This window comes from Aquimarina spongiae (genome assembly GCF_900141785.1).
Classification (GTDB): Bacteria; Bacteroidota; Bacteroidia; order Flavobacteriales; family Flavobacteriaceae; genus Aquimarina; species Aquimarina spongiae.
In genome coordinates this window covers 672,054-696,152 of the sequence record NZ_FQYP01000001.1, presented here as the reverse complement: position 1 = coordinate 696,152, position 24,099 = coordinate 672,054, and the positions used below count along the sequence as shown (strand labels likewise).

The 24,099-nt window shown below is 35.0% G+C and carries 25 protein-coding genes; 15 read left to right on the top strand and 10 right to left on the bottom strand.

Annotation, left to right across the window (positions count from 1 at the left end; genetic code table 11):
• The first annotated feature begins 52 nt into the window (after positions 1 to 52).
• Entirely contained in the window at positions 53 to 1,444 is a 1,392-nt protein-coding gene (locus BUE24_RS03180) for a 2OG-Fe(II) oxygenase (protein WP_073313812.1), read from the top strand.
• Here the strand turns inward: BUE24_RS03180 and BUE24_RS03175 are convergent.
• Both BUE24_RS03175 and BUE24_RS03170 read right to left on the bottom strand, forming a co-directional pair.
• Entirely contained in the window at positions 1,416 to 2,090 is a 675-nt protein-coding gene (locus BUE24_RS03175) for a LytR/AlgR family response regulator transcription factor (RefSeq protein ID WP_073313810.1), read from the bottom strand. The two genes, BUE24_RS03180 and BUE24_RS03175, sit on opposite strands and share 29 nt — an antisense overlap.
• A gap of 8 nt (positions 2,091 to 2,098) precedes the next feature.
• Positions 2,099 to 3,121, bottom strand: coding sequence for a sensor histidine kinase (locus BUE24_RS03170; RefSeq protein ID WP_073313808.1), 1,023 nt, complete (start codon positions 3,119 to 3,121; stop codon positions 2,099 to 2,101).
• Between the two features lie 208 nt (positions 3,122 to 3,329).
• On the opposite strand from BUE24_RS03170, the gene BUE24_RS03165 reads away from it, so the two are divergent.
• Both BUE24_RS03165 and BUE24_RS03160 read left to right on the top strand, forming a co-directional pair.
• Positions 3,330 to 4,043: a hypothetical protein gene (locus tag BUE24_RS03165; protein WP_073313806.1), complete on the top strand. Its 714-nt coding sequence runs from the start codon at positions 3,330 to 3,332 to the stop codon at positions 4,041 to 4,043.
• 6 nt (positions 4,044 to 4,049) lie between these two features.
• Positions 4,050 to 4,751 (top strand): M23 family metallopeptidase, encoded by a 702-nt coding sequence (locus BUE24_RS03160; protein WP_073313804.1) that lies wholly within the window; start codon positions 4,050 to 4,052, stop codon positions 4,749 to 4,751.
• A gap of 106 nt (positions 4,752 to 4,857) precedes the next feature.
• Here BUE24_RS03160 and BUE24_RS24130 read toward each other — a convergent pair whose 3' ends face one another.
• Both BUE24_RS24130 and BUE24_RS03150 read right to left on the bottom strand, forming a co-directional pair.
• Entirely contained in the window at positions 4,858 to 6,594 is a 1,737-nt protein-coding gene (locus BUE24_RS24130; protein ID WP_211483304.1) for a TolB-like translocation protein, read from the bottom strand.
• 2 nt (positions 6,595 to 6,596) lie between these two features.
• Positions 6,597 to 7,568, bottom strand: a complete 972-nt coding sequence (locus BUE24_RS03150) for a TolB-like translocation protein (RefSeq protein WP_073313802.1) — start codon at positions 7,566 to 7,568, stop codon at positions 6,597 to 6,599.
• Positions 7,569 to 7,789: 221 nt separating this feature from the next.
• Between BUE24_RS03150 and BUE24_RS03145 the strand changes: the two genes are divergently transcribed.
• Both BUE24_RS03145 and BUE24_RS03140 read left to right on the top strand, forming a co-directional pair.
• Positions 7,790 to 8,866, top strand: a complete 1,077-nt coding sequence (locus BUE24_RS03145; RefSeq protein ID WP_084549374.1) for a sensor histidine kinase — start codon at positions 7,790 to 7,792, stop codon at positions 8,864 to 8,866.
• A 1-nt stretch (position 8,867) separates the two neighbouring features.
• A complete protein-coding gene (locus tag BUE24_RS03140; protein ID WP_073313800.1) occupies positions 8,868 to 9,566 on the top strand; it encodes a LytR/AlgR family response regulator transcription factor in 699 nt (232 codons plus the stop codon).
• Between the two features lie 35 nt (positions 9,567 to 9,601).
• On the opposite strand, the gene BUE24_RS03135 is transcribed toward BUE24_RS03140, so the two are convergent.
• Positions 9,602 to 10,456, bottom strand: coding sequence for a LamG-like jellyroll fold domain-containing protein (locus tag BUE24_RS03135; protein WP_073313798.1), 855 nt, complete (start codon positions 10,454 to 10,456; stop codon positions 9,602 to 9,604).
• 305 nt (positions 10,457 to 10,761) lie between these two features.
• The gene (locus BUE24_RS03130) at positions 10,762 to 11,460 is read right to left on the bottom strand and encodes an aspartate/glutamate racemase family protein (protein ID WP_073313796.1); all 699 of its coding nucleotides are present in this window, start codon (positions 11,458 to 11,460) and stop codon (positions 10,762 to 10,764) included.
• Positions 11,461 to 11,616: 156 nt separating this feature from the next.
• Here BUE24_RS03130 and BUE24_RS03125 point away from each other — a divergent pair, with 156 nt between their 5' ends.
• From BUE24_RS03125 to BUE24_RS03115, 3 genes are all read left to right on the top strand, one after another.
• Entirely contained in the window at positions 11,617 to 12,507 is an 891-nt protein-coding gene (locus tag BUE24_RS03125; protein WP_073313794.1) for a LysR family transcriptional regulator, read from the top strand.
• A gap of 121 nt (positions 12,508 to 12,628) precedes the next feature.
• Complete coding sequence (locus BUE24_RS03120; protein ID WP_073313792.1) at positions 12,629 to 13,549, top strand: ABC transporter ATP-binding protein; 921 nt, start codon at positions 12,629 to 12,631, stop codon at positions 13,547 to 13,549.
• Between the two features lie 33 nt (positions 13,550 to 13,582).
• Complete coding sequence (locus BUE24_RS03115; RefSeq protein ID WP_073313790.1) at positions 13,583 to 14,698, top strand: ABC transporter permease; 1,116 nt, start codon at positions 13,583 to 13,585, stop codon at positions 14,696 to 14,698.
• Between the two features lie 30 nt (positions 14,699 to 14,728).
• On the opposite strand, the gene BUE24_RS03110 is transcribed toward BUE24_RS03115, so the two are convergent.
• The gene (locus BUE24_RS03110) at positions 14,729 to 15,280 is read right to left on the bottom strand and encodes a DUF427 domain-containing protein (protein ID WP_170864539.1); all 552 of its coding nucleotides are present in this window, start codon (positions 15,278 to 15,280) and stop codon (positions 14,729 to 14,731) included.
• 118 nt (positions 15,281 to 15,398) lie between these two features.
• Between BUE24_RS03110 and BUE24_RS03105 the strand changes: the two genes are divergently transcribed.
• From BUE24_RS03105 to BUE24_RS03095, 3 genes are all read left to right on the top strand, one after another.
• Entirely contained in the window at positions 15,399 to 15,773 is a 375-nt protein-coding gene (locus BUE24_RS03105; RefSeq protein ID WP_073313788.1) for a DUF2237 family protein, read from the top strand.
• 67 nt (positions 15,774 to 15,840) lie between these two features.
• Positions 15,841 to 16,239 carry a hypothetical protein gene (locus tag BUE24_RS03100; protein WP_073313786.1) on the top strand — a complete coding sequence of 133 codons (399 nt, stop codon included), beginning with the start codon at positions 15,841 to 15,843 and terminating at the stop codon, positions 16,237 to 16,239.
• A 14-nt stretch (positions 16,240 to 16,253) separates the two neighbouring features.
• Entirely contained in the window at positions 16,254 to 16,844 is a 591-nt protein-coding gene (locus tag BUE24_RS03095; RefSeq protein WP_139241901.1) for a DUF6134 family protein, read from the top strand.
• A 24-nt stretch (positions 16,845 to 16,868) separates the two neighbouring features.
• Here BUE24_RS03095 and BUE24_RS03090 read toward each other — a convergent pair whose 3' ends face one another.
• Positions 16,869 to 17,210, bottom strand: coding sequence for a hypothetical protein (locus BUE24_RS03090; protein ID WP_073313782.1), 342 nt, complete (start codon positions 17,208 to 17,210; stop codon positions 16,869 to 16,871).
• Between the two features lie 96 nt (positions 17,211 to 17,306).
• On the bottom strand, positions 17,307 to 18,188 hold the full coding sequence (locus BUE24_RS03085; protein WP_073313780.1) for a sterol desaturase family protein: 882 nt from the start codon (positions 18,186 to 18,188) through the stop codon (positions 17,307 to 17,309).
• Positions 18,189 to 18,361: 173 nt separating this feature from the next.
• Here BUE24_RS03085 and BUE24_RS03080 point away from each other — a divergent pair, with 173 nt between their 5' ends.
• Together BUE24_RS03080 and BUE24_RS03075 are read left to right on the top strand one after the other, a co-directional pair.
• Positions 18,362 to 19,477 (top strand): helix-turn-helix domain-containing protein, encoded by a 1,116-nt coding sequence (locus tag BUE24_RS03080; protein WP_073313778.1) that lies wholly within the window; start codon positions 18,362 to 18,364, stop codon positions 19,475 to 19,477.
• A 146-nt stretch (positions 19,478 to 19,623) separates the two neighbouring features.
• Positions 19,624 to 20,955 (top strand): alkaline phosphatase D family protein, encoded by a 1,332-nt coding sequence (locus BUE24_RS03075; RefSeq protein WP_073313776.1) that lies wholly within the window; start codon positions 19,624 to 19,626, stop codon positions 20,953 to 20,955.
• Between the two features lie 85 nt (positions 20,956 to 21,040).
• Here BUE24_RS03075 and ggt read toward each other — a convergent pair whose 3' ends face one another.
• Positions 21,041 to 22,738: a gamma-glutamyltransferase gene (gene ggt / locus BUE24_RS03070; protein WP_073313774.1), complete on the bottom strand. Its 1,698-nt coding sequence runs from the start codon at positions 22,736 to 22,738 to the stop codon at positions 21,041 to 21,043.
• Positions 22,739 to 22,892: 154 nt separating this feature from the next.
• On the opposite strand from ggt, the gene BUE24_RS03065 reads away from it, so the two are divergent.
• Both BUE24_RS03065 and BUE24_RS03060 read left to right on the top strand, forming a co-directional pair.
• Positions 22,893 to 23,447: a Crp/Fnr family transcriptional regulator gene (locus BUE24_RS03065; RefSeq protein ID WP_073313772.1), complete on the top strand. Its 555-nt coding sequence runs from the start codon at positions 22,893 to 22,895 to the stop codon at positions 23,445 to 23,447.
• Positions 23,448 to 23,565: 118 nt separating this feature from the next.
• Complete coding sequence (locus BUE24_RS03060) at positions 23,566 to 24,096, top strand: hypothetical protein (RefSeq protein WP_073313770.1); 531 nt, start codon at positions 23,566 to 23,568, stop codon at positions 24,094 to 24,096.
• The last annotated feature ends 3 nt before the right edge of the window (positions 24,097 to 24,099 follow it).

Sequence of the window (24,099 nt, the reverse complement as noted above, 5' to 3'; positions counted from 1 at the left end):
ATCTGTTTTAGTTCTATGACCTTTGTTTAAGGAAAACGTATAGATCCTTTATATGCATGCAACCACCAAAATAAATGATTTAACACTTATAGAGATTGAAGATTTTTTGTCTGATATAGATGTGGATAACATCTTGAATTCAAGAATACAGAAATTTGAAAAAGCTATAAGTCACTATCCAAATTATTACAGAAATAATGATCGTTTGGTAGAGAATAATAATGTGTTATCTGATTATCTATTTGAAAAGTTAACACAGCGTCAAATTCTTGATTTGAAAGGACAAATTACTGGTGTTAATGAAAAAATCAGATTCTGCAGATACCAAAAAGATCAACTGTTTTCACGACATCAGGACGGGGTGTACTATCCAAATTCAAACCATGAGTCCAAGTTTACATTTCTGTTGTATCTTAATGATAATAGCTGTTTTAAAGCTGGAGCAACCGAGTTTTACACATCAAAAAATGCACAGTTTCCAGTAAAAACTATTGTTCCTAAAAAAGGTAAATTAGTGATTTTCGATCATCAAATATGGCATACAGGAGCTAGAGTTATTAAGGGCAACAAATACATTTTGCGATCAGATGTTATGGTTCAAAGTAATGCAGCTAGTACTAATCATCAAGGGTATATTTGGAATTTACTACAGCTGAATGACAACCAGTTCTTAAGTGGTGGTAGAGATACAAAAATAAAACACTGGAATACTAATCTTGAGCTTTTAAACACTATTGAGATTCATTCAAAATCGGTGATCAAGATGATATCACTTTGCCAAATGCATGAGTTCGTATCTTGTTCCAGGGATTTTACTGTTAAAAAATGGCACTTATCCGGTGAAGTATTGGCTGTTACTCATCTTGACGAGATGATTCTGAATATAACAAACTTCAAGGATGAATTAATTATAGCAGTTGGGACTAGTGGAAAAATGTATGTTTTGGATACTAATTTGCAGATTATTGAAACCATACCAGTACATCATCATTGGGTTTGGGGGCTTTCTATTGTCGGAAATAATGCTATAAGTTGTTGCGAAAACGGGAATATTTGTATCACTAATATATATTCCAGGAAAACCAAATGCTTATATACACATGATCAACCCTTATTTTGTATCAATACCGAAAAAAGAAATGTTATTCTTGCTGGGGCAAAAGATGGTACTTTGATAGAATTATCTTTGGAAACCAAAAAGATTATCAAAACAAAGGTACATAGTGATATTATACGTTCAATTGTTTATTACAATCAGCACATCATTAGTTGTGGTGAGAGTAATAAGATCATTTCATTTGATGAAAAAACTAAAGAAACAACAGAGGTATTTGGCGCAAAAAACTTTCTACAGGATATAAAACTCATCAATGGTTTCGTATATGTTGCTGGATATGATGGTATTATTACTAAGCTTAAAATTGATCCAAAACCGCCTTTTTGAGTCGTACACTAATGGGAATGTGATACGTTCCAATACAAATTTGGTTATCTGCAATTTTGTCTACCTTATATTTAGACACAATAAATGATTTATGTGTTTGTATAAAGGCTTCTTCAGGAAGTAGTTCTTTAAAAGCTTTTAGAGAAGTATTGGTAACTACAGTTTCTTTTGTTGTTATAACTTTGATGTAGTTTTGCATGGCTTCTACAAATTGAATGTCTGCTAGGGCAATCTTTTTAAGCTGTTTGTCACTTTTTACAAAAAGCACATTATCCATAGAGGTATCTCCGAGATAGTGATATACTTTGTTTACTGCCTGCAAAAATCGTTCGAAAGAAATGGGCTTTACCAGATAGTCCAAGACATTATATGAGAAACTTTCCAGCGCATATTCTTCATATGCAGTAGTCATGATGACCGAAGGAGAATTTTGTAACCCTTTTAACCAATCCATACCCGAAACCAAAGGCATATTGATATCCAGAAATATTACATCAATTTTATGTTGTTCTAAGTAGTGATTGGCTTGCAATACATTCTTGCATAGTGCAATCACATGTACCGATTCAATCTGATTACAATACTCGGCAATGCCTTCTCTGGCAATAGGTTCATCATCTATAATTATGCAATTAAGAGGTTTCATTTTACTTGTTATAATCGAATAGAAAGATTAACCATATGTTGAGCATTCTCTTTTTGAATACTTAAATGATGTTGATCCGGATATACTAAAGATAAACGTTTTTGCACATTTTGTAACCCTATACCTCCTACCCCATTTTTGGTTATAGATATATCATCATAACTATTGATCACTTTCATACTAAGCCGCTTTTCCTGCTCTTTAATTTGAATCTCAATACTATTGGCATTGCTGTCAATATGATTGCTGCAATGTTTAAAAGCGTTTTCAATAAAAGGGATTAATAATAGAGGTGCAATTTTTAGTTCGGCGTTTTCGAATTGAATATCATAAATTAAGTTGATGTCTCCGCCTTTACGAGTCTCTTCTATTTTTATATACTTCTGTATATAATCTAGTTCTTTTTCTAAAGGAATATGTGCGTTACTTTCGTATAGTTGATACCGTAATAAGCCCGAAAATTGTAGCAGAGTTTCTTTTGCCAAAGTATCATCTTTACCTATCAGATGGTAAACACTATTGATGCCATTAAATAAAAAATGAGGGTTTAGCTGTGCTTTTAGATATTTTAATTCTGACTTGTAGGTCTCCTCGATCAGCTTTTGTTTGACCTTTTCTGATTTTCGGTATTCAAACTTTATGATGTAGTAAAAACCTGCTGCGCTGTATAAAGCATGTACAATAAAATTGGTAGTCAAACTTCCTGATATTACTTCGCCAGTAATGTGATACAGGTCATAGACCAAAAAATCTAAATACGTTTCGATTACCGTAACTAAGCTTATGATAGCAAAGCTTGCCAGATAAAATATTATTTTTTTGTGGTGTTTATATATGCTGAGGAATAAAAAAGCTTGAGCATAAAACAATAACGCATTAAAGAAAAGTCCATAGGCGTATGCGTAAGCTAAGCTACCATCACTATAGCTAAAACCGTTCCAGTTGAATGCTGACCCAAAAATAACAAACCAATAGTTGAGTGACCAGAATGCAATATGCCCGATGTATAGTCTTATTCTTGAAGCATTCATTGTATTGTTTTCAACAAAGAACGACAAAATTTATTTGTTGAATTGATGATTTCAACGTTGATCATCGAATATGCGACGATGATCAAATACTTATTTTTCAATGGTATTTTTTCAATTGCTTTGTTTTCAAAAGTAGCGTGTTTTGATCTGCAAAGAACTGTAATATAGGTACAGCGATCTTTCTCTATACGCATTCAACCTTTAATTTATGAATAAAAGAATCGTCTTCTTGATTTTGATGGTTACGTTTTCTATCTCCACTGTTTTCTCTCAGGAAGAAAATAACGCTCTAAAGAATACACTAGAACTCGCTACGGGATATACTCTTGGATACTTAACAAATCTGGCCTTTGCCCCGGTTCAACGTTATGAATATAATGCTTTGAATTATCAACTTAAATATACCCGTATTACCAAAAAGGAAAAGCTGTTTGAAGTACAACTCGATTATTTAAATTCTGAATTAGAAACGAATATCATTCCAGAGGCGAACCCTCAATATGCTAAACTAGTGTTGAATATAAGTACGTTGAAACAAGTTTATAAAAATGAGAAGTTTAAAGCACATGTGGGGTTACAAACACAAACCAATATAGCTTCTTATTTCGACTGGCGGCAATATGATGTTCAGCAAAAATTGGGCGTTGCAGGACGATTTGCCTATCAGATAAATGATAACCAGTCCATTTCATCCAAAGTAGTGATCCCAGTTATCCTTTGGAGAACTTCTACGTTCGAAGAAAGCTTTTATTCATTAAACAAATATCAAAGCGCCTTATGGGTCACCGAATATAAATACAGTATCTCTACTCATTTTGATCTGAAAGCGGGTTATACTTTTAATTATGATAGGCTTCAGGTTTTTAATGCATATAGAGAACTACAACATCAAATTAACCTTGGTATTCACTTTAAATTTTAATTCATTATGAAATTTTTGAAGTTACTTACATATACTTTATTTGTCGTTCTGATCGTATCACCTATATCTTGTGCTGATACCCTAATTGGAGATGAAGGGGCTCTGGATGAAGATGTTTATCTTAACTATCAAACCCTTACAACATTAGAATTGCCTTTTGAAGAAGAATGGTTTGCGGTCAATGCCGGAAGAACGCATGGCGATGGAGCCCACCATTTTGTTTCACGTAGTGAGCGGTATGCTTATGATCTATTGATTGTACAAAATCGTAGAAGCTATTCAGGAGATGGTAGTAAAAATGAAGATTATTTTTGCTTTGGAAAGCGTTTGAACGCTCCGGGAGATGGCAAGGTAGTAGCGATTGAAAGCTCTGTTGAAGACAATGAACCTGGCACGGTAAATCGTACTCAGGTTGGGAATTATGTTATTATCGATCATTTAAACGGAGAGACTTCTATACTTGCACATTTAAAAAAAGGGTCAATTATCGTTGCTGTTGGAGATATGGTAACTAGAGGACAAGAAATTGGGCAAGCAGGAAATAGCGGTGCCTCTACAGAACCGCATTTGCATTATCACTTGCAACAAACCTCAGAACCTTTACGTGAAGGGTTAGGGCTTCCTGCGCAATTTTTGAATTATTATGAAGATGATGTATTTGTAGAACGTTCTGAACCGGTAAAAGGTCAAAGAGTTAGAAAAAATTAAACTTCTTAGAAATCAAAAGTATCATGTAATATCCAGAACACACATTAAACTGTTCTGGATATTACGGTAGAAAGTGCATCTACAGACTATTTCAATTCAAAAGATACTATTTAGGTCTTAGTTTTTCGATAATCTGAGCATCTACCCAGAAGATGTCAATATTATCATATTTGTCGGTTGCTTTCACTTTACCCACATTTCGATTAAAGAACAAATATTTACCATCTGGGGTTACACTGGCCGCCGCTTCCCAAGCTTCAGTGTTGATGGTTTCACCCAGGTTAATTGCTTCTCCCCATGAGCCATCAGGTTGTTTAAAACTTACATAGATGTCAGAATTACCAAAACCACTTTCTCTTCTTCCGTCCCAAAGGATATAGGATTCGTCTGGAGCGATAAAGGGATGTGCATTCATCTTACCGGTATTAATCTGTTTTTCAAATGGTTTTGGAGCTTCGCGTTTTCCATCAATTAACCGGGAATATCTAATAATGCCATTTCCGCCTGGCATTCCTACCTCATCAAAAACATAGGTGCCTTTTGAGGATGCCGTGAGCCGCATGATTCTAATCTCTTCAAAGAGAGATCCCAGTTTTTTAATCTCAGACCATTCACCAGTCTCGGTGCGCTCTTTATATCTTCTTCCTAAATGCATGGTTCTGCCATCTGGAGCAATAAAAGGTTGCCCAACTCTGGGAGATATTACAGACTCTTCCCATTGATTGTCTTTATACTGAAACACCACAAATTCCATTTTTTTATCCTCTTCTTTCTCCCCTACTTCCCGTAAAAAGTAAAACTCCTTCATATCGGGAGTAAATGTTCCTCCATACTCCCAATTCAATTTAGCAACGATTCCTGGAGCAAAACGTTCTGGAGTTCTACCTGGTGGTTTTTGACCTAGATATGGGTTTTGGATAGCTGCAGTACCCTTATTCGAAGGTTGTTGTTCCTTAGCTTTGGTTTTTAGATTTTCGATAACCTTGGCATCTACCCAATAGATATTGGCATGACTTTTTGCAAACCCTTCTTCACTTATGTGTACTCTATGAAAGAAGAAATATTTTCCATCTGGGGTTACACTACCAAAGGCATCTTCATATTTGGAGTTAATCTCTTTACCCATATTGATCGCAGGGCCCCATGCACCATCTTTTTTACGAAAACTGATATATAGGTCAGAATCGCCATATCCTCCTTTGCGCTCGGCATCCCAGATGATGTAGCTTTCATCAGGTGCAATAAAGGGATGTGCTACCCAAGTTCCGGTATTAATTTCCTTTGTAAATGTCCTGGGGGTTTCTCGCTTACCATTGACCAATCTAGAGTATCGGATAGTACCAATAGTATCTCGTTCATCAAAAACATAAGTGCTTTTTGACGAAGCTGTAAGCCGCATGATAGGGTATTTTTTGAAAGAGGATCCCAGACTTTTTTGGTTAGACCACCCTGAGTTTTTTCGAGTTTTGTATTCATTACCCAAATACATTGTATTTCCATCAGTAGAAATTGCAACTTCGCCTGTACGTGGTATAGCATAAGATTCTTGCCAGGTGTTATTTTTTAATTGAAATACATGTGTTTTAGGCTTTTCTCCCTGCACCTGTCTTGTAAAATAAAACTCTTTCATCCCAGGTGCAAATACCCCTTCGATCTCGAGGTGTTCTTTTGTAGAAATCATATCTGGTGCAAACAATTCTGGGGTCAGTCCTGGTGGTTGTTGACCTAAATAAGCATTCTCTGAAGTAGATATTTGATTACTATTCGATTGCTGACTCCAAATGTTGTAAACCGTTAAGTTTAATATCCCAATGAGTATAAGTATGAAATTGTTTTTTTTCATTATTAGTTGCTGTTTATATTCTTAAGAATTTCTTTTTTTAACATGATAAAGTCCATCCAATACATCGTTGATACCCAATAAGTGCTTCCATCCTCCTTTGTTTTTTTTTCACTCCTGGAGAAAAATAAATATTTACCATCAGGGGAGACTGTACCAGTTCCATCAGCTAGTTCCGTGTTTATTTTGGGGCCTAAACTATAAGATTTTGTCCAAGTACCATTGATTTTAAAACTGATGAACAGATTGGTATTATTAGGTTCTGAAGCCTTTTCAGAATCGTAAATAAGGTAGCTTTCGTCTGGAGCAATGTATGGGTGTGCAATAAATTTACCGTTCGTATTGATTACATCGTCCATTCTCTTAATAGAATCATATTCACCATGCTGATTGATGGTATAATAGATGCCCTCTTCTTCAGTTCTCGTGCCAGAAGTAAAATACAAATTACCATTTTCAGAAGGTGCCGCACCCATGATGTAGCGATCTATAAACGGTTCTCCCATCAGAATGGGATCACTCCAATTCCCATTCTCAGTTCTTTCAACGTACCATTGATGCAGCCTTTTACTCTTAATTGATTCTGAAAGTGTATCAGGGACGGGTCTTGTACTTCCAAAATAAAGGCGGTCTCCTTTGGTTGTAAATCGAGGATGAAAATCCAAATACTCCAAATTGGTTGAAAAGGGCGCTAGTTCTAGTTTTGACCATTTGCCATCAAGGAATTTCATGGTATAGATGTTATAGTTTTTTCCTTGTTTTCTATGATTGAGAAACAGTTCGGTCATATCTGGATTAAATGTTATCGAAGCGGAAGCGTGATCGTCAATTGAAATTATATCTGGCGCAAAAACCAATGGAGTATCTGTTGGAATTTGATTGCTTAGTAAGGCTAGATTTGATTGTTCATTACTCTTACAAGCAACAATGAGAATGAGCAGAATAGTGAAAATAGTTAAAGTCTTGATGAATTTCATGTTTTTAGAATAGTATGTTGTTATGCACTATTGATGACAAACATATAGAGCGAATCCCTTGAAAAAATAAAAAATAGACGAAAAAAGGTTTCTTTAAGATATATACTTATTATCAACAGAAAACGGGTTTTGTCCGTCAAAAAAGAATATTGAGCCATAGATGATCAAGATTCATCTTTTTTGAAGAAAAGCTCGAGTCTTATTTTATATATTTAGGCACTATGGTTAAAAGAAAGCACTTGATCGATTGGGTCATTCAAAATAGAGTCGTTTCTCACCTTATATTTTGGTTTTTATTATTTATCAGTTTACCCATATTGGCAGCATTAAACGATGCTAGTGTTAAAAAGACCTTGATTAGTGGATTTAGTTTTTTACCAGCACAGTTAATTGCCAGTTATTTATTGATCTATTACCAGGTACCCAAATTGTTGTTTAAAAAGAAATATTTCAGCTTTGGAGTGTCCTTTTTGGTATCGGCATATATGCTTTTATTCATGTCAAAGGTTCTCGGTGATCATTTGACCAAAATTTTTGTTCCCCAATACTATAAATATACTAGTTTGTTGGATATCATTACTGCTCCGTTTCATTTGGCAGTAGTGTATTTTCCATCTGTATATGTCTTTGTGTTTTTAATGCTAATGACAAAAGCCTTTAAAGATCGCTTTGAAGAACGACATCAATTTGAAGTATTACAAAAGGAAAAAGCGAATACTGAACTTAAATTTCTGAAAGCACAAACCAATCCGCACTTTCTATTTAATACCTTGAATAATTTGTATTCACTAACCCTGGAAAAATCTGAAAAAGCGCCAGAAGTTGTTCTCAAATTATCAGATATACTTGATTATATGCTGTACCAATGTAAAGATCCTGAAGTTCCTGTACTCAACGAAATTTCCTTGATACAGGATTATATAGATCTCGAGTCCCTACGTTATGGAGATAAGTTAAGTTTGGATTTTACCTATCATCTACATGATCCCAATGTGATGATCGCTCCTTTGATCCTGATATCCTTTGTAGAAAATGCATTTAAACATGGAGCGAGTACTACCTTGAAAGATTCAGTTATTAAAATTGAACTGACCACCAACAAAGACCAACTTTGCTTTACCGTCTATAATACATTATCTTATAACGAACAAAATATGGTCACTGATCAATCACGGCAAGGAATTGGATTTTTGAATTCGGAAAGACAGTTAGAGCTTAATTATAAAAATAACTACGATTTGGAAAGCATCAAAACAGATCATGATTTTCAAGTAGAACTAAAGATTAATTTGCAATAATATGATTATAAAATGTATGGTTGTAGATGATGAGCCGTTAGCCATAAAGGTACTAGAAAATCATATCCAAAAAGTACCGGATCTTGAGCTAGTTGCTACATTTGATAACCCAATAGATGCAGGGCATTTTCTGCAAAGTAACGGTATAGATCTTTTGTTTTTAGATATACAAATGCCTGTAGTAACAGGAATTGATTTTATAAAAAATACTATCATACAACCCAAAGTAGTATTAACAACGGCCTACAGACAATATGCTTTGGAAGGTTATGAATTAGATATCATTGATTATTTATTAAAGCCAATATCTTTTATTCGATTCTATAAAACGATCAATAAATACAGGGCTTTGCAAGCAAATATGCTACCTTTATCCAATTCCTCTTCAGAAGCCATAGTAGATCACATTTACGTAAACTCGAATAAAAAAATGATAAGAATCGAGTTTGCTACTATTTTGTTTGTCGACAGCATAAAAGATTATGTTCGCATACATACCACTAAAGATATTATTACCACCAAAGATAAAATAAGCGCTTTTGTATTACGACTACCTAATCATTTTTTGAGAGTACATAGGTCGTACATCATTAATACCAAGAAGATAGCCGCATTAACCTCAAAAGATGTAATCTTATTAGGAGGTATGGAGATTCCCATTGGTAATTCATATAAAGACATTATTAAATTATTGAAGTAAAAATTATCGGCATTTGACAAAGTGTTTTATAGAGTTTAGTTCAATATAGTTTTCAGCCCATCTTTTAATTCAAAGACCAATTGTACTTCTTGCGCATTTAGTGGTTTATCAAAAATAGCAAGTTCATCCATGAAGCCAATGTACCCCAAGCCTAACATGATTTTTGCCTTTTCCGCTTCCCATGTAAACGGATCATTAATATCTTTTATCATTCCTTGGTAATTACCATTGATATAAAGCTTAAACTCAGAGGCATTTGTATTTACTTTTGAAAAAGTAATAGCGACATATGTCCATTTTTTAGTTAAGAAGGGAGGTTGGTTGACTGTAACTGTACGTTTATTCCACTCTACTTCATTGTTTTCGTTGTTTGGGTTCCAAATGTTTAGATCTCCCATAGCTCCTAATCTGAATTTCCTTGGGTCATGATCTGTAAAATCTACCCATAAGGCTGCATCGTTATATCTTACATCCGTTATGCATATAGGATCACAATAACCAGGTGCTAAATCTTTGTTAGGATCCAATCGCAACCAAAAAGATACCGTACCATTCCATGAGGTAGTACTGTACTCCACATTTTTATAGGCTTTATAAAAAACAGCAGAGGTTTTGGCCTGTTTGAAGTGCAAAGCATCCCCAAACAGCCCCTCATCTTTGGCTAAAACAACATTTGGGTCATGAATACCAGGTATAGCATTCGCTGATTCTTTATAGTTCTTAGCAGTATAGATCATTACATCTCCTGAGGATATATCAGCGGTAGGTTTTCCATCAAAAGAACTATAAAAAAGCAGATGGTTTTTTAACGGTTGGTTTTGAGAAAAGGTAATACCGGTAAAGAGCATAAAGAATACTCCTGATATAGATAAGAGAGAAGTTGTTTTCATAATCTAGCTATATTGGTTTTGGCTAATCTAAAGCCATATATGGAGTTTAAATAATCTTGAAATTGAGATAAATAAAAGTAGGATTGAAATAAATTCAATTACTACTTCTTTCTTATTTATGGATCATTATGCCTCTGGCAACTGTATTATATCCGCAATGGCAATCAACATCACTAAAAAACAATGTACTCATCGTGTTGATGTAATATGTAAAAGCTTTTATAAAAATGTGATTCACTTTTGATCTTTTGTGCACTTGTATCTCGCAATTGTATTCTAGTTTACATGCTTCCATAATTATAGTTTTAATGAGTGTTTATTGCCATTGATATGGCTTTGTCTACGTGAATGGCTCCGGTATCATAGGTAGGTACATCTATATCGGTTTCTTTAATCAGCATCGGCAGTTCTGTACACCCTAGTATCACACCTTCTACCCCCTGCTTCAGTGCTTTATGAATAATTTCTAGAATTGTTTTTTTTGAGGCTTGTGTAAACAGGCCCTTTAATAATTCCTTGTAAATGATAGTATGAATCTCAGCTCTTTCTCTTGCTTCTGGTACTATAATTTCTAATCCATAATCATTTTCTAATGTTTTGGTATAAAAATCTTTTTCCATGGTGTACTTAGTACCCAATAGCAGTATTTTTTTAGCTTTATGTTCCTGTATGAGTTGACCTGTGGCATCCGCAATGTGCAGAAACGGTACAGAGATATTCTCGACAATAGTATCACTAACAATATGAATTAGGTTAGTGCACAGGAGGATCATATCCGCTCCTGCCTGTTCTAATTGATTTGCACTGTTCTTCACAATTTGTGCTATAGCTTCCCAATGATGAGCATGGGTTAGCTTTTCGATTTCATCAAAATCTACTGAAACCATAATGATTTTAGCAGAATGTGACCCTCCCAAAACTTCATTCACTTTTTTATTCAAACGTTCATAGTAGAGTTTAGAAGACTCCCATCCCATTCCTCCAATAAGTCCAATCGTTTTCATTTTTATCTGGTTTAAGTTATGCTTCGTTATTTCTTGTTTATGTCAAAATTATGGGTAGAATTACTGTTTCTAAAAGAATTAGGTTGAAGGCTCATGAGGTACTAGTTGAAATTTTTTCAACCACGACCAGGCATAAAGTATCGTATCTTTGATGATATGGAGTTAAAATATTTCAGATTGATCAAAACCATTGAAGAAGAAGGCAATCTTGCAAACTCTTCCGAGCGTTTGTTTTTAACGCAATCTGCACTAAGTCATCAATTAAGAGATCTTGAAGAACAGTTGGGGTTTAAGGTTTTTCATAGAACCAGAAATAAATGGGAGTTAACCCAAGAAGGTATCGAGCTCTATAAATTAGCCAATAAAATATTCAGTAACATTGATGAAGGTTTTACAGCCATAAAACATATTAAAGAAGGTTCTAAAGGCACGATCAAATTGAGTGCCGAATGTCAATCATTTTTTCATGCGATTCCTTCATTTATTCAAAAAATGGGCATACTCTATCCTGAAATTGACATTGACATTACCCTTGGTGCTACCCATCAGACCATATCACAAGTACTATCAAATGATATTGATATTGCTATTGTAACTTCAAAACCAGAATCTGACGGACTTTCGAGTATTCCTGTTTTTAAAGATGAGATTTTCGCCATTATGCATAGAGAGCATGCATTATCTGATTTAGAATATTTGGAAGCAGGTTACTTTAGTGATGTTCATTTATTAATTAATTCTTTTCCCATTGAAGGTGTAGCTGTGTATGAACTTTTTTTGAAACCCAACAAAATACATCCCATCAAAATTTCTGCAATTCCGTTTACTGAAATTACTTTATCGATGATACAGGCGAATATGGGAATTATGTGTGCTCCAAAATGGCAATTAACACCTTTTAAATTATCCAAAGAATTGATATTTAAACGTATCAGTAAAAATGGATTACGACGCACACATTATCTGGTGGTCAGAAAGGAACAACGTAATAAAAAGTATATATCCGACTTTATTTCCAGCTTCGAAGAAGATTTTCTGGAGATTTAATTACGTTGTCTAAGGACATTTTACAATTCATCTTTTAAAACCTACAATTCGGTAACATTCTTTATTTGAATACCGTTGTCGTTGCGATATTTGAATCATCAATAGTAACGAACAACTAACCATGATTCAAGTACAAAACTTATCCAAATCCTTTCAAAACATACAGGCAGTAAATGATATTAGTTTTACGATCAACAAAGGAGAAATCTTTGGATTTTTAGGACCGAATGGAGCTGGAAAATCCACGACTCTTCATATGATGAGTACCATCATAAAAAGTGATGAAGGAAGCATTTATATTGATGGGATAGCTACAAATGATCATCCTTCGGCTTGTAAGCAGTTGATTGGTGTGGTACCCCAGGAGATATCATTGTACGAAGAGCTTTCTGCATACCAAAACCTGATGTTTTGGGGCAACCTATATGGTATTCAAAAAGATGTATTAAAAGAAAGAATCCATACTACTTTAGAATTGATAGGATTGTTAGACCGAAAGAAGGATTTGATCAAAACCTATTCTGGAGGGATGAAACGAAGAATTAATATTGCTGCTGCTCTCTTACATCAACCGAAAGTGTTGTTTATGGACGAACCCACGGTAGGGATTGATCCACAAAGTAGGAACCATATTTTTGAAGTTATAGAAACCTTAAATGAACAAGGGATGACAATTGTCTATACTACTCACTATATGGAAGAAGTAGAACGTTTATGCGATCGAATTGCGATTATAGATTCTGGAAAAATCATTGCCCAAGGCACACAAACAGAACTAAAAGAATTGGTGCCCACTAAGGAAAGTATTCAGTTAGAATATAGTTTGCTTTCAGAAAACAACTTGCAGGAATTGCAAAAGCTGCTTCCCTACTCTATAAACGCTGATAAAAATAAGATATGCATAGAGGGTTCAGTACAAGAGCTTTCTAACGTGATTACGGTGAGCAATGAATTGCAATTATCAATTAAAGATATACAGCTGAACAAAGTAAACTTGGAAGCTATCTTTTTACACCTAACCGGAAAACAACTAAGAGATTAACCACTGCATCCATCAATTACAAAAACCACAATTATGATCCTTACACTTCTCAAAAAAGACTTAAGACTATACTTTTCAGACAAAAAAGGAATTCTGATTACTTTTCTACTACCCATTATTATGATAACACTTTTTGCTTTTGCATTTGGTGGAGTGGCCAAAAAGAAGAGTGCACCAAAGCCTTTGGGTGTTTTAGTGGTAGATAAAGATAGTACTACCACTTCTCAGGAATTGATCACAAAGCTTGATGCCATGCCTACTATTCGTTTGATCCCGTCACAAGAACAGGAAGCTTTGGATTTGGTAAAGAAAGGAAAGAATGTAGGCGCTTTAGTTTTTGAAAAAGGATTTTCTGAAGCAGTTACTAAAGGTAAAAGTCTACCTGTAGAATTGAAATATGACGCGGCCAGAGATTTACAGATGCGAATTGTACTTTCTGTTTTGACAGAAGGTTTAAAGTATCATCTTGGTAAAGTAGATCCAACCAATACTGTACAACTTAAAACGACCTCCTTGATCAAAGAGAGTACTACCAAGGCTCATCCAGGACTTGTACAAGCCGTTGGAGGAACAGCGATTATGATGTTGTTGTTTAGTATCGCGGCAATCGGTGGTGGAATGTTAGATGAAAAAGAAGCAGGAACCTTAAACCGTTTATTGATCGCTCCAGTAAAACCACTTCATATTCTATTGTCCAAGATGGGTACTGCCATGGTGGTTTCCATATTACAATTAACCACCATGTTTGTCTTTGCTTGGCTAGCCTTTGGACTACCCATATTTATGGATACGCTCTCGTTGCTATTATTGATTCTATGTATCTCGTTTGCGGTTTCTAGTTTTGGAGTTTTATTAGTCTCTACCGTAAAAACACGGCAGCAATTACAAGGCATGAGTACTATTATTATCATCCTGATGTCAGCCATCGGAGGCAGTATGATTCCTATTACTATGATGCCATCATTTATGCAGAAAGTAGCTGTAATTAGCGTGAATTATTGGGGCATGGAAGGATTCTTTGATATTTTTTGGAGACAATTACCACTAATTAATATTCTTCCAAAAATGGGGATTTTGTTAGCCATAGGACTGGGGATGACATTGGGATCCACGATGTTATTCAAGAAGAATATCATTGCTATTGGATAATATAATGTAGTTCCTCACTCCTTTTGATAACTACCAATGGCCAGTTCCTGGATCTCCTTTAAATGGCCCCACCAAATCTGGAGTAATCCATCCCGCATAAAATGAGCTCGATTGAGGTTTTACTCGTTGTGCATCCACATAACATTCTAAGTGCTGGGGGTAGAAAGCGATATGATCTTTTAATGCAGAGAACTCAGGAAAGGGATTAGGATAGGACCATGCTATGGGTCTACTATTGGATTTCAAAGAGTAATAAGCTGCACTACCCTTCCATTCGCACAGGGAGTTTTTATTAGGCATTTCGGCAAGCATTTGCATGTTAACATCAATCTTTGGGATATAGTATGTTGGAGGGCTTGCTGTTTCCAAAACAGCTAAAGCGTTATTAGTATTGGCAATTTTGATATCATCATGATGAATCAATATGGACTTATTAACTTTTTCAATTATCGGAGGTCTCGGAAAATCCCAAACAGAACGTTGCCCTTTTTTCGGAGCTATCGCAAATGGAGGTCTTTTGGTACCGGTATGGTCCCATTTTTCACGTGCTTTTTGTAACCAATCTGGTTTCATATTCTTCATACAGTACAATTTACATCATTTAACCCTTGTTATTTGGTATAACAAGGGTTAAATATTATCTAATATTTATTCAAGGACTTAGATATTATTTAAATTTCAGAAAACAAAAAGACCATCAATGGATCACGAACTTAATGTTTTGGGAACACCCTTAGAACCCTGTTGTTATGCACCAATGACAGGATATTTTAGAGATGGATTTTGTAGAACAATACAAGAAGATACTGGAACTCATGTGGTTTGCGCAATAGTTACTGAAGATTTTTTGGAATATACGAAGTCCAAAGGAAATGATCTTTCTACACCACTTCCTTATTGGAATTTTCCAGGACTATCTCCTGGGGATAAATGGTGTTTATGCGTTTCAAGATGGTTAGAGGTAGAAAGAGTTGGTAAAGCTCCTAATATACTTCTGGAAGCTACTCACGCAAAGGCACTGCAATATGTAAGTTTAGAGGTTTTGAGAAAGTATGAATTTGTTATACCGAAATAGGTTTCTTATTTGACATTGAGCAAAGAATATCAGCCCATAACCCACTTTTTAATCGTAAATTGGCATTATGGAAACTCAAGGAATTCAATCGAATACTTTTCATAAAAAGTTGGCTCATCTCTTCTATGCTGTAGCTATGGCAGATAGAAAAATGGTGATTGAAGAAAAGCGACAAATAGTAGCGTATGTAAAGAAATATTGGTCACATTCGTTTGATAAAAACGATGGTAAAGAAGTGATATATGAGACCATGCGTGAGCTCATCCAAAAACAAGAAACATCAGATAATGCTTTTGCCGTTTTTACGACATACTATCAGTCTCAATCAGAGGGTTTTTCAAAAGATTTATGCCTTAAAATAATGGAAGCTGCAGATGGCATTGCTACTTCTTTTTCAAAAAGAAATAAATCAGAATTAATCTTACTCACAAAACTTCATCAGTTATTATTTAAGTCAGTCGATTAGTAACTTAGTTCTATATGATGTCCCAAAGAATGTATCCTTTCCTATTTGCCGTATTACTTAGTTGGTCTATTGTTGCACAAAACCACACTTACGATATCATATCTAAAAAAGATACGTTAGGTACACTCCAGGTATCAAAATCGAAGCAAGGAGAACATTTGGTATACTATTATCATGTAGATATGAAAGTAAAATTGTTGATGAATGTTCATATGAAATATACTATCAAAGCAACTTATGATAATAGTCGATTATTATCTGCCGATGTCAACAATGTTATCAATGAAAGATCTCATCATTCCTCTCAAATGAAATGGCAGAATTCTTCTTATATATTGACGATCAAAAATAAAAAGCCACAAAAATTAGAAACTGAGATAACATATAGCGGAATACGACTTTTCTTTGACGAACCTTTAGGAGTTAACAAAGTGTTTTCAGAATACACCACAAAAAATGGACAGCTAACCAAAATTGATAAGAGCATTTACGAACTTACCCTACATAATGGTAAGAAAAACAGGTATTTCTATAAAAATGAAGAATTGGTAAAAGCAACAATTAATAATTCACTGATTAAGTTTGACCTTATACTAAGAAAATAAGAGCAAAAATTAATGAGAATGTGTTTAATCAGTATTAAGCCGTACTCTGCTTTTAATCCCCCACATTTCTTCATTTCGATTCGCTTCTGAGGTATCTAGTACTATACTGTTGGAATAGCTGGCAATATATCGAACTCGTTCTTCGGTAAGATTGTTATGACTTGCAATAGCTCTTGTAGATCTCCATTTTTGATTTGTTTTGGAATTTGGAGCTGTATTTTGTGTTAACCAGTGTACTACTTTTTTCGTATCTCTATTTCTTACAATCCATATTTTGATTTCATTCAAGACCCATAGAAAAGCACCAGCTATAGCACCACCAACGGCACCTATGATAATTCCTTCTATGATCGAAATTTGATTCATTTTTCTATCGAAAGTTAATATCTCTCAAAATCCATATACAATGGAAGATAAAATTTTAAAAACACATATCATATTTATTTTTAATGATTTACTGTCTTATTGCTCCTGTTCCTCTTTCCCAAAATACTCTGGTTTCCATATCAAATTCCCAAAAATGATCTTTAGTTTATCTTTTAGAGTTTTGCAACGTTTTACTTCTTTCCAGATGTTTTTATATTCGATAAAATTGATTGTAATAGGATTATTGGTTTCTATATTTTTGGTTAAACCGTAGACTACTTTCTCTTCTTCTCGTTGATAAGTACCAAACAGCTTGTCCCAAATGATCAAAAAACCACCATAGTTTTTGTCCAGATACTTGTTATTGGATCCATGATGTACACGATGTACAGAAGGCGTGTTAAAAATTTCATCCAACCATCCCAGCTTACCAATCTTTTTGGTATGAATCCAGGTTTGAAACTGAGCTACCAATACAAGCCCAATAATTGCTTGAAACGGAGAAAACCCAACCAATACCATAGGGATCAAAAACATCCACTCAAACAATCCTTCTACAATACTCAATCGCATAGAAATAGTAAGATTGTAATCCTGCGAAGAGTGGTGTACGCTATGACTAGCCCACAAAATTCGATGTTCGTGTTCTAAACGGTGCATCCAATAATAAGTAAAATCTGCTACAAAAAAAGCGACTATCCAGGTATATATATTTAACGGGATTTGATAAAATGATAACATTGAAATTGGTATCAAAAAGATCACCCCCAATGATCCCAAGATGGTCTTTTCCAGAAGTTGATTCATCACAAAAATTGAAATATTGGCTAGTGTGTCGTTCCATCGTCGTTTTTTGGCAGTGATCAAGTCCCAAATAATTTCAGAAGTAATTAGTACAAGATTAAACAAGAAAAAATAACCGATAAAGGTCATGATGCCTGCTTCCTCAAATAATGATATTAATTTTGCAAAACTCATAAAGTCCAGATTTTTGTATTGATGATTTGTGCAAAATTACTTGGCGAGATCAGTTATAGTGTTGCTCCCGATAAATCTGGACAAAGTTTTTCGGCTTTTTTTATGCAGATGATTTATACAAAATCATGAAAAGAAATACTTTTGTCTTAATAGGATAGTAATACATAAAATCCATGAATCTTTTAGATATATCACCATTATTAAGCTTCATCTTAGGGGTGCTTTTGGGGATTTTTATCTTATCCCGTAAATCGAGTTTGGGTAGCGACAAACGCATACGGTATATTTTGAGTGTTTTGGTGTTTCTGTATGCGTATACTTCTTTTGATTATTATTTGATATTGAAAATCGGTATTGATAACATGTATACAGGAGGCGCTTACATGTTGTATCATCTTACTGGTCCGCTATTCTATGTTTTCATTTTACTATTTACCAAATCGGTTTTTCCTATAAAAAAGATGGTCTTTTTTGTATTGGGATACAGCCTGATTCGATGGGCACTCTTCCTCCCTACTCTAGAATATACTTCGGTAAATGATATCATTGCTAATAGTAGTACATATGGTATTTGGTTTTGGATACAAATTGAATATGTGATTGCTACTGTAGTTAATATTGCCTTATTGGTTCTAGCGTATATTCGACTTCATCATACCCCAATTTTTGTAGATTTAGAGAAGTCTGATGAACTCAATTACAAATGGGTGAAATTGTTGATCTGGTTATGTGTTCTTCTACAAATTATAAGTGCAATAAATACTTTACTACAAACTGAAAGTCTTGATACTCTAGAGTTTTATGTGAAGACCGAAACATTGTTGTTGGCAATTTTCTTTTTCGTTTTGGCGTATTCTATCATGCATTTCCCTGTTTTTGTATTTACCGGAGCATTTAATGATCTAACTGAGGGAGTAAAGAAAAAATACGCCAAATCTTCGTTAACCGATTCTTCTGTACTTTTCCAAAATATCGAAACTTTGGTTAGCAGTGAAGAACTATACCTTGATTATGATATCAAGCTCAATACCCTGGCGACTCGATTAGATACATCGATACACCATATCTCACAGGCGATTAATGAGAATGCTAATTCAGGATTTTCTGATTACATCAATAATTATCGTATCGAAGCTGCTAAACCTATGTTACTTGTCCCTAAACCTAATACTATTTTTGCTATTGCTTTGGATGTAGGATTCAACAGTAAAGCAGCATTCTATACTGCTTTTCGAAAAAACACCAACATGACTCCTACCGAATTTAAAAAGAAGCATGGAGTAAGATAGTTCTTGGTTTAGGATAATTTTTCAACGGTGTTAAACTTATTTGCCTTTTTATGGTAAACAAAAAGTAATAGTTTCTTTAGGGTTTAGAAACATATACTCATCAAGTACTTGTATATTTACCCTCCTTATTTAATCTCTTAATTTTTATGAAAAAGAAACTCCTTTTTGTTAGTTTGTTTTTGATTACTGGTTATATCACATCAGCACAAGATATGGTACAATCCGGACCTATGGTGGGCTATTCTACAATGCGTGAAGTATTACTTTGGGTTCAAACCATCAAAGCAGCCGAAGTACATTTTGAATATTTTGAAAAAGAAAATACAAATCAGCGTTTCAAAACCGAAAAATACACCACAGAAATGCAAAATGGCTTTGTAGCAAAGTTAATTGCCAATCAGGTATTACCTGGCAAGAAGTATACTTATGAAGTATTTGTTGATGGGACCAAAATAGAGAGGGATTACCCTATGGAATTCGAGTCGCAAACACTTTGGCAGTGGAGAACCGATCCGCCAGAAGTAAGTTTTGCAATTGGAAGCTGTAACTATGTAAATGAAGAACAGTTTGATCGTCCTGGAAAACCATATGGAAGTGATTTTGATATTTTTAAATCCATCCATAAAAAGAGACCTGATTTTATGCTTTGGTTAGGCGATAATACTTATCTAAGAGAAGTAGATTGGAATTCTCGCACAGGTTTTTTACACCGATATACTCATACTCGTTCTTTACCAGAACTACAACCATTATTGGCTTCGACACATCACTATGCTATTTGGGATGATCATGATTATGGGCCTAACAATGCAGATAACGGTTTTTGGGGTAAGGAAACAGCTTCAGAAATATTTAAACTCTTTTGGGGGAATCCTAATTATGATGTTATCAACCAAGGAGGAATTACAGGCACTTTCCAATGGGCAGATTTGCAATTTTTCTTATTGGATAATCGTTATTTCAGAACATCAAACAATAATTTTACCGGGAAACGGGAAATGTTAGGTAAAGCACAAATTGATTGGCTAATCAATGCCCTGGCATCCAGTAATGCTCCGTTTAAGTTTGTTGCTGTTGGCGGACAGGTACTAAACTCGGAGGCGATGTATGAGAACTATTCAATTTTTCCAGAAGAAAAACAATACTTCTTAGATAAAATCAGAGAAGCCAAAATTGAAGGGGTTATCTTTTTGGATGGAGATAGACATCATACAGCATTAAGTCGCTTGCAAGAAAGTACTTCAGTATATCCATTATATGATCTTACCTGTTCTTCTTTGACCGCAGGGTCTAATAACAATAGAGAAAAACTGAATGTATATAAGCTGGAAGAGACTATTGTGGGTCAACATAATTTTGGAATATTGAACGTAAGCGGACCTAGAAAATATAGAGTACTTAACATCAAAATATTTGATAAAAACGGAAAAGAGCTGTGGAGCAAAGACATAAAAGCAACAGATCTAACCTATAAATAGAGAAGCACTCGGCATTCGATATATTTTCAAATAAAAAAAGGGCGATCAAATCGCCCTTTTTCTATATAATAAATTTCTAATAGACTTAATAACCAGCTGCTTGTCCGTCTTTTCGACTTTCTGAAGCTCCATGGTAAACTTTGTTTTCGTCATCCCAAAGAATCGCTTGGTAACCCCCATAAATTCCTCTGGCAGTTCCAATTCTGTGCCCTTTGTCCATAAGTCCTCTAATGGTGGTGTATGGAATTCCAGACTCTGTTCGTATAGTGCCCGAATTTACTGTAGTAGCTCCCATAGGGCTTGCTCCACCGGTATGATCCCATCTAGGAGCATCACCAGCTTCCTGAATGTTCATCCCAAAATCAACAAGATTCATCACAATTTGTGTATGTCCCATAGGTTGAAAATCTCCTCCCATCACTCCGAAGCTCAAAAATGGTTTCCCATCTTTGGTCATAAATGCCGGAATTATGGTATGAAATGGCCTTTTACCAGGTTCATAGGTATTGGCTTGCCCTGGAGTTAAACTAAATAGCTCTCCCCTGTCTTGTAACATAAAACCGAGTTTTGGAGGTGCCATACCAGAACCCATACCTCTATAATTACTTTGAATTAATGAGATCATCGTTCCATCTTTATCAGCAACGGTCATATAGATCGTTTCACCAGCAGAAATCTCTCCAGCACTATAGGTGCCAGCTCGTTTGCCAATTTGTGATCTTCTTTCTTTGGCGTATCCATCGGATAGTAATTCTGTAACAGGGACATCAAAAAAATCCATATCTGCATAATATTTTGAACGATCTTCAAAAGCGAGTTTCTTGGCTTCTGTAAACAGATGAAGATGCTCTGCACTACCAAATTCAATATTAGAAAAATCATAGCCTTCCAAAATCTTTAGCATTTGAAGTGCAGCAATTCCCTGTCCGTTAGGTGGTAATTCCCAAACATTATATCCTCTATAATTAATAGAAACAGGTTCTACCCATTGCGATTTGTGTGCTGCCAGATCCTGAGCAGAAAGAAATCCGCCTTGTTCTTTGATAAACGTTCCAATAGTCTTGGCAATGTCTCCTTTGTAGAACGCATCTCGCCCACCTTCAGCAATCTTTTTATAAGTATTAGCTAAGTATGGGTTCTTGTAAATTTCACCCTCGTTAGGAAGTTTACCTCCGTTTTGTGCAATATAGGTATCTTCAATATTAGGGAATCCTTTGGACTGAAAGAATGGAATACTACGTTGCATATACCAAGCGATAAGCTCGGTCAAAGGAAATCCTTTTTCGGCATAGTCTATCGCTGGAGCCAAAATCGTGGATATGGGTTTGGACCCGAATTTTGTGTGGAGCTCAAACCATCCATCTACAGCACCAGGAACACTTACGGGTAAGGCACCATGGGATGGGATTTTTTCCATGTTTTGTTTCTTAAAATAATCCAAAGTCAGTTTTTTGGGAGAACGACCACTGGCATTTAGTCCATATAGTTTTTTTGTTTTCCCATCCCAGACAATGGCAAATAGATCTCCTCCGATACCGCAACCCGTTGGCTCCATAAGACCAAGAGCTGCATTGGCAGCAATAGCAGCATCAATGGCATTCCCTCCATCTTTTAGGATGTCAAGACCAATTTGTGTTGCTAAAGGATGACTGGTAGCGACCATTCCATTTTGACCTAGCACCACGGATCGAGTAGCAAAAGATTCTCCGGTAATTCGATCTTGTGCTTTAGAAAATTGTATGAATAAAAATAGGCAAAGTGTGAGTTTAACAAGATGTTGCATGAGCGTGTGTGTTTGATCGTTCTAAAGTACAAAAATTGGAATATAAAAATAGTTCTTTCCAGATCTTAGGGTAATATTAACATATAAGCTTTATGTATATTTGTTTATATATAATCACCAGTTTACAGTACGAACTTTTAGTAGCATACTAACCATGGAGTTGATCAGCTTTATTCAACAATATATTTCCCTTTCTGCCGAAGCAGAACACACAATTACTTCATTAGTTTTGGATCAAACATTACAAAAAGGAGAGGTTTTGAATACCGCTGAAAAAACTTGTAAGCGTCTTTATTTTGTGAAAAAAGGAGCTGTTCGCACCTATTTTTATCAAAATGGGAAAGATATTACTCATTGGATATATCCAGCAAATACTATGGTGACTTCCTGGTATAGTTATCTCGCTCAAACTCCAGCAAAGGATTATATAGAAACTACCATAACTAGTAATGTAGTATCTCTAACATACCCAGAATGGCAGGAGTTATATACATCCTTTCCCGAATTAGAACGTTTTGGGCGTTTACTCGTAGAAGAACAAATGGCAGCAATAGATGATTTTTATAAAGGATATTATTTTCTTTCTGCTAAAGAAAAATATGAACTGCTCATCAATGCAATTCCTAATATCACACAAATTGCAAATCTTGGACATATAGCCTCTATGCTTGGAATTAGTCAAGAAACTTTAAGTAGGGTCAGAAAGTAGATTTTGATTTATGTCAAAATTTACTTCAAAAGCAGTGGTTAATTTTGACCAATGTTTATTCAAACGCTAAAGTTTGACAATAGCTTTATGATAAAAACCTTGTATTATAGTTTAAGAGATGAAAAATTCTACCCTACTATTTAGAAGTTTAGCTGTAATCCTTTTGCTAGGTGGAAGTGCCCACCTGGTGAGTTATGCTTCTGAACAAACAGTTGATAATACTATCTCTCCCGTTGATGAGAGCATAGAACTTCAAACTTCAAAAAGTGAAGAAAATACTTTGCTGTTAAAGGACACCTCTGATTACAATGAGGAGACCGATTATATTATTGGTAACTGGAAAACGATGTATAATTCAAAAGACTTTAAAGGAGCTATTGTATTTATCATTAAAAAAGAAAAAGGTGTATTTAATGCGTATACCCATGCCTACGAAGATGAAAATGGAGATAGTGAAAAGGCCAAAGGCCATAAAATCCTAATGATAAAGTCTTTTGATGGCTATAAAGGAAAAGGAATCTATAAGGTTACTTATGAAAAGCAAACGTACGATATCGAATGCGAGATCGATATGGTAGATGAAAACACTTTTAAATTAAGCTATGACTATTACGGGTATAGTGATGTTGAAACCTGGAAAAGACAATAATTT

What these genes read in the sequence shown, in the direction of transcription:
- BUE24_RS03180 (WP_073313812.1), top strand. Translation starts at nt 53, where the DNA reads ATGCATGCAACCACCAAAATAAATGATTTAACACTTATAGAGATTGAA.
- BUE24_RS03175 (WP_073313810.1), bottom strand. Translation starts at nt 2,090, where the DNA reads ATGAAACCTCTTAATTGCATAATTATAGATGATGAACCTATTGCCAGA.
- BUE24_RS03170 (WP_073313808.1), bottom strand. Translation starts at nt 3,121, where the DNA reads ATGAATGCTTCAAGAATAAGACTATACATCGGGCATATTGCATTCTGG.
- BUE24_RS03165 (WP_073313806.1), top strand. Translation starts at nt 3,330, where the DNA reads ATGAATAAAAGAATCGTCTTCTTGATTTTGATGGTTACGTTTTCTATC.
- BUE24_RS03160 (WP_073313804.1), top strand. Translation starts at nt 4,050, where the DNA reads ATGAAATTTTTGAAGTTACTTACATATACTTTATTTGTCGTTCTGATC.
- BUE24_RS24130 (WP_211483304.1), bottom strand. Translation starts at nt 6,594, where the DNA reads ATGAAAAAAAACAATTTCATACTTATACTCATTGGGATATTAAACTTA.
- BUE24_RS03150 (WP_073313802.1), bottom strand. Translation starts at nt 7,568, where the DNA reads ATGAAATTCATCAAGACTTTAACTATTTTCACTATTCTGCTCATTCTC.
- BUE24_RS03145 (WP_084549374.1), top strand. Translation starts at nt 7,790, where the DNA reads ATGGTTAAAAGAAAGCACTTGATCGATTGGGTCATTCAAAATAGAGTC.
- BUE24_RS03140 (WP_073313800.1), top strand. Translation starts at nt 8,868, where the DNA reads ATGATTATAAAATGTATGGTTGTAGATGATGAGCCGTTAGCCATAAAG.
- BUE24_RS03135 (WP_073313798.1), bottom strand. Translation starts at nt 10,456, where the DNA reads ATGAAAACAACTTCTCTCTTATCTATATCAGGAGTATTCTTTATGCTC.
- BUE24_RS03130 (WP_073313796.1), bottom strand. Translation starts at nt 11,460, where the DNA reads ATGAAAACGATTGGACTTATTGGAGGAATGGGATGGGAGTCTTCTAAA.
- BUE24_RS03125 (WP_073313794.1), top strand. Translation starts at nt 11,617, where the DNA reads ATGGAGTTAAAATATTTCAGATTGATCAAAACCATTGAAGAAGAAGGC.
- BUE24_RS03120 (WP_073313792.1), top strand. Translation starts at nt 12,629, where the DNA reads ATGATTCAAGTACAAAACTTATCCAAATCCTTTCAAAACATACAGGCA.
- BUE24_RS03115 (WP_073313790.1), top strand. Translation starts at nt 13,583, where the DNA reads ATGATCCTTACACTTCTCAAAAAAGACTTAAGACTATACTTTTCAGAC.
- BUE24_RS03110 (WP_170864539.1), bottom strand. Translation starts at nt 15,280, where the DNA reads ATGAAGAATATGAAACCAGATTGGTTACAAAAAGCACGTGAAAAATGG.
- BUE24_RS03105 (WP_073313788.1), top strand. Translation starts at nt 15,399, where the DNA reads ATGGATCACGAACTTAATGTTTTGGGAACACCCTTAGAACCCTGTTGT.
- BUE24_RS03100 (WP_073313786.1), top strand. Translation starts at nt 15,841, where the DNA reads ATGGAAACTCAAGGAATTCAATCGAATACTTTTCATAAAAAGTTGGCT.
- BUE24_RS03095 (WP_139241901.1), top strand. Translation starts at nt 16,254, where the DNA reads ATGATGTCCCAAAGAATGTATCCTTTCCTATTTGCCGTATTACTTAGT.
- BUE24_RS03090 (WP_073313782.1), bottom strand. Translation starts at nt 17,210, where the DNA reads ATGAATCAAATTTCGATCATAGAAGGAATTATCATAGGTGCCGTTGGT.
- BUE24_RS03085 (WP_073313780.1), bottom strand. Translation starts at nt 18,188, where the DNA reads ATGAGTTTTGCAAAATTAATATCATTATTTGAGGAAGCAGGCATCATG.
- BUE24_RS03080 (WP_073313778.1), top strand. Translation starts at nt 18,362, where the DNA reads ATGAATCTTTTAGATATATCACCATTATTAAGCTTCATCTTAGGGGTG.
- BUE24_RS03075 (WP_073313776.1), top strand. Translation starts at nt 19,624, where the DNA reads ATGAAAAAGAAACTCCTTTTTGTTAGTTTGTTTTTGATTACTGGTTAT.
- ggt (WP_073313774.1), bottom strand. Translation starts at nt 22,738, where the DNA reads ATGCAACATCTTGTTAAACTCACACTTTGCCTATTTTTATTCATACAA.
- BUE24_RS03065 (WP_073313772.1), top strand. Translation starts at nt 22,893, where the DNA reads ATGGAGTTGATCAGCTTTATTCAACAATATATTTCCCTTTCTGCCGAA.
- BUE24_RS03060 (WP_073313770.1), top strand. Translation starts at nt 23,566, where the DNA reads ATGAAAAATTCTACCCTACTATTTAGAAGTTTAGCTGTAATCCTTTTG.